General features: G+C 34.1%; 5 protein-coding genes. 4 read left to right on the top strand and 1 reads right to left on the bottom strand.

Annotation, left to right across the window (positions count from 1 at the left end; all coding sequences use genetic code 11):
* Positions 1 to 178: 178 nt before the first annotated feature.
* Positions 179 to 823 carry a hypothetical protein gene (locus ACFINU_RS09500; protein WP_375618920.1) on the top strand — a complete coding sequence of 215 codons (645 nt, stop codon included), beginning with the start codon at positions 179 to 181 and terminating at the stop codon, positions 821 to 823.
* Between the two features lie 181 nt (positions 824 to 1,004).
* On the opposite strand, the gene ACFINU_RS09495 is transcribed toward ACFINU_RS09500, so the two are convergent.
* Positions 1,005 to 1,256, bottom strand: a complete 252-nt coding sequence (locus tag ACFINU_RS09495; RefSeq protein ID WP_375608875.1) for a helix-turn-helix transcriptional regulator — start codon at positions 1,254 to 1,256, stop codon at positions 1,005 to 1,007.
* Between the two features lie 109 nt (positions 1,257 to 1,365).
* Between ACFINU_RS09495 and ACFINU_RS09490 the strand changes: the two genes are divergently transcribed.
* The 3 genes from ACFINU_RS09490 to ACFINU_RS09480 form a co-directional block, all read left to right on the top strand.
* On the top strand, positions 1,366 to 1,983 hold the full coding sequence (locus tag ACFINU_RS09490) for a helix-turn-helix transcriptional regulator (RefSeq protein ID WP_375618921.1): 618 nt from the start codon (positions 1,366 to 1,368) through the stop codon (positions 1,981 to 1,983).
* Positions 1,984 to 2,140: 157 nt separating this feature from the next.
* Positions 2,141 to 2,515 (top strand): hypothetical protein, encoded by a 375-nt coding sequence (locus ACFINU_RS09485; protein ID WP_375618922.1) that lies wholly within the window; start codon positions 2,141 to 2,143, stop codon positions 2,513 to 2,515.
* Between the two features lie 67 nt (positions 2,516 to 2,582).
* Positions 2,583 to 2,974 (top strand): Rha family transcriptional regulator (locus ACFINU_RS09480; RefSeq protein ID WP_375618923.1); only part of this gene is annotated, 392 nt, incomplete at its 3' end.

The following is a 2,974-nucleotide window of genomic DNA, read 5'->3' as shown; positions in this document are numbered from 1 at the left end:
CCGCCTTCAAAACGGCGTGATTGAAAATGTTCTGTATCACTTGTGATAAAACCATCTGCATCACGAAGCGCCCAGCCAGTCTTAGTGCCTAGATCAAGACAGAGAATCGTGTTAGCCATTTGCTATTCCATTTTAAAAGTAGTTTGACGGTAATTATTTTCGAAATGAGGGGGAAAGAATGTTAACGATATATGAATGCTTTTCTATATTATCTCTCACTGCTACAACTATTCATGCTGGTGTTTCAATTTGGACAAGATACAGTAAAGACAAACAACAAGCTCTAGGACCTAAATTACAAATTAATTATACAAAAACGCTAGCAAATGTACCTTACGATTCAAATGAAAATCCCACATTCAAAGTAGATTTAACCTCCTATAATCCCACAAAACAAGCAATTAAGATAAATAATATCTGGCTAGACCCCAAAAGTCCGTTTCAATTTGTCGAAGCCATCTATTACAATCCAAATCCCAGAATTATTAGAGAACCAAGCGTCAATATCCCTGTAAATCCTAAACACATTAACTTAATACATCCTAAGTTAAAACCGGAACCAGAGAGCACATTTGATCTCTTTAATGTAGAGAGTAAGAAGGAACTTACAATTTTACTGACTATTCAAGCTATGAAACCAGACACAGTAAATCCTATAAATATCATTTTAGAACATACTTCCTCTAACTATCCCAATAAAACACTTAAAGCTTTTTATTGCATTGGCTTTTTTCGTTTTTCAGAGACGCAAAGATTGAATTTTTGGGCTAAGATATCCAAGACAGAACATGCTCTATCTCGTTCCCTCATTCGCGATGAATAAAAAATGGAATAAAGAGCTACACACCAAAAACAAGCTATAAGATCTAAGTTTTTAATTATCTTAATTCCCTTCCTCTATCTATTATTGTACCAATGAAAAAATACAATTATATTCAAAATAACAACCGATATAGACAGTAATGATATTGCTAAACCGTAATCCATTTTATTTCCTTTCTTCTTTAAGAGTGTGAATGATGCTGTTGCTGTTCATTATTATCTGTATGAGCAGCAATAAAAGCAGAACTAGAGCTAGAACTATCCTTCAACTTTTGCAGCTTTAGATAATTTATTACGGAGATAGATCCTCTTTTTTCCCACTTGCAAACAGCTGCTTGAGTTACACCAAGCATTTTCGCCATTTCTGATTGTGTCCAATTAAATTTGCCCCGTATTGACTTAGTCAAATTCTTAAAATCTTCTCGTTGATCCATTTACAAGCTCCAATTACAGCTTTGTCTTACTTTATTCATATAATTATAGTTATATAAAGTCAATGAAATTTATCTTTATCAACGATAAAAAAATAAGGTAAACAGAAGTATGAGTAATAAATCTAATATTATAAACACATTAAAAAAGATTTTGACCGAGTTTAACTTAACGCAAGAAGATGTAGCCAAACGGCTAAACGTAACACAAGCTTCAGTGTCTAAGTGGTTAAAAGATTCTGATCCACGCGGCTCTAATAGAGATGCCATTTTAGAATTATATAAAGAACTAAAAGGGGATAATCACTTCACAACTTTTGTTCCTCTTATGGGGTATATTGGAGCAGGAACACAGATAGATCCAAGTTTTGAACAAATCCCTGAAGATGGTCTTGAACAAGTAGAAATTCCTTTTGCTTTACCTGATGATATGGTTGCTTTTGAAGTTAAAGGAGATTCTATGATTCCAGCCTATAAAGATGGAGATATGGTTATCGTAAGACGGCGCCAAATTAAAACAATAGAATCCTTTTTTGGCAAAGAAGCCGTTATTTTAACACATGATAATAAAAGATATATAAAGCAGATTAGCAGGGGCATGAATGGTGAAATAGATCTGCTTTCTTGGAATGCCTTACCTATTAAGAATGTTAAAATTGTGTGGATTGGAGAAATATTTGCTATTTTGCCAATAAGTTCTTACAGCAAGATGATTCGGACTTATCGCTAATTATCCTCCCCTCTTATTCAGTAAGATATTATAATATTTTTTATAAAAAATATAACTTTTTATAATTTTTTGCTTGCTGTTTTATAATTATAGTTATATAAGTAATTATACAAACCACGCACAAACAATCGCCAAGAGGCGTTAGGGAGGAAAAATTATGGAAAATCCAATTCTTATAAATTCTGATGAAATCTTATTAGTTGTCTATGATGATGATCAAAACATTGGTCGGTCTGGACCACTGGATGAAAGCCAAGTTCTAAAAATTATTGACGAGGCAGATGATGCAATCCAAATCTTTCGCATCAATCCTTCTGAGAATAATTGTGAAGATATCTTTGAAGAGATTGCAGACGCATATGTAGAAGCAAATATTGAACATCTCCATGAGGATAGTGAGGTTCATTACTTTGTACGTGAAAGTAATGCTTACCATGATCTTTTATCTGAGTTAGCAGAAGAAAAATATAATGATGAGGTCTACGGGACCTATGAAGAGCAAAATAAATTACGTCTTTGTGATGTGATTTAAATCTTCTAAAGGGCGCATTTAAAAGCGCCCCCTTTCATTCATCAATCCCATCAATATGAGGTTCGTAATGGAAAAGCCTATTGCTATCCAGCACAATACAATCAAACACGAAACAATTCCAACCATGTCTAGTCGTGAAATTGCAGAATTGTGCAGTAAAAGACATGACCATGTTATGCGTGATATCAAGAAAATGCTTGAAGAACTTAACGTCCCCAAATTTGGGGTGGTTGATTTTAGTGGTTATTATCTTGATAGCAAAGGTGAAAGCCGCCCTTGTTATAACCTCCCCAAACGTGAATGCCTCATTTTAGTTTCTGGTTACAGCACTGCCTTACGAGCAAAAATAATTGATCGTTGGCAAGAATTGGAAAAGCAAGCAGTAACACCACAAATCGACTATTCAAGTCCAAAGGCTATGATTGGCTTTTTGAATTACCTACAAGGTCAAATAGATCA

This window comes from Bartonella sp. AC130YNZD (assembly GCF_042196865.1).
Taxonomy (GTDB): domain Bacteria; phylum Pseudomonadota; class Alphaproteobacteria; order Rhizobiales; family Rhizobiaceae; genus Bartonella.
Note: the sequence above shows the minus strand (reverse complement) of the source record. Positions and strands in the feature narration are given on the sequence as shown.

Bases quoted from the DNA above. Each gene is read 5' to 3' on its own strand.
- ACFINU_RS09485 (WP_375618922.1), top strand. From the start codon at position 2,141: ATGGAAAATCCAATTCTTATAAATTCTGATGAAATCTTATTAGTTGTC.
- ACFINU_RS09495 (WP_375608875.1), bottom strand. From the start codon at position 1,256: ATGGATCAACGAGAAGATTTTAAGAATTTGACTAAGTCAATACGGGGC.
- ACFINU_RS09490 (WP_375618921.1), top strand. From the start codon at position 1,366: ATGAGTAATAAATCTAATATTATAAACACATTAAAAAAGATTTTGACC.
- ACFINU_RS09500 (WP_375618920.1), top strand. From the start codon at position 179: ATGTTAACGATATATGAATGCTTTTCTATATTATCTCTCACTGCTACA.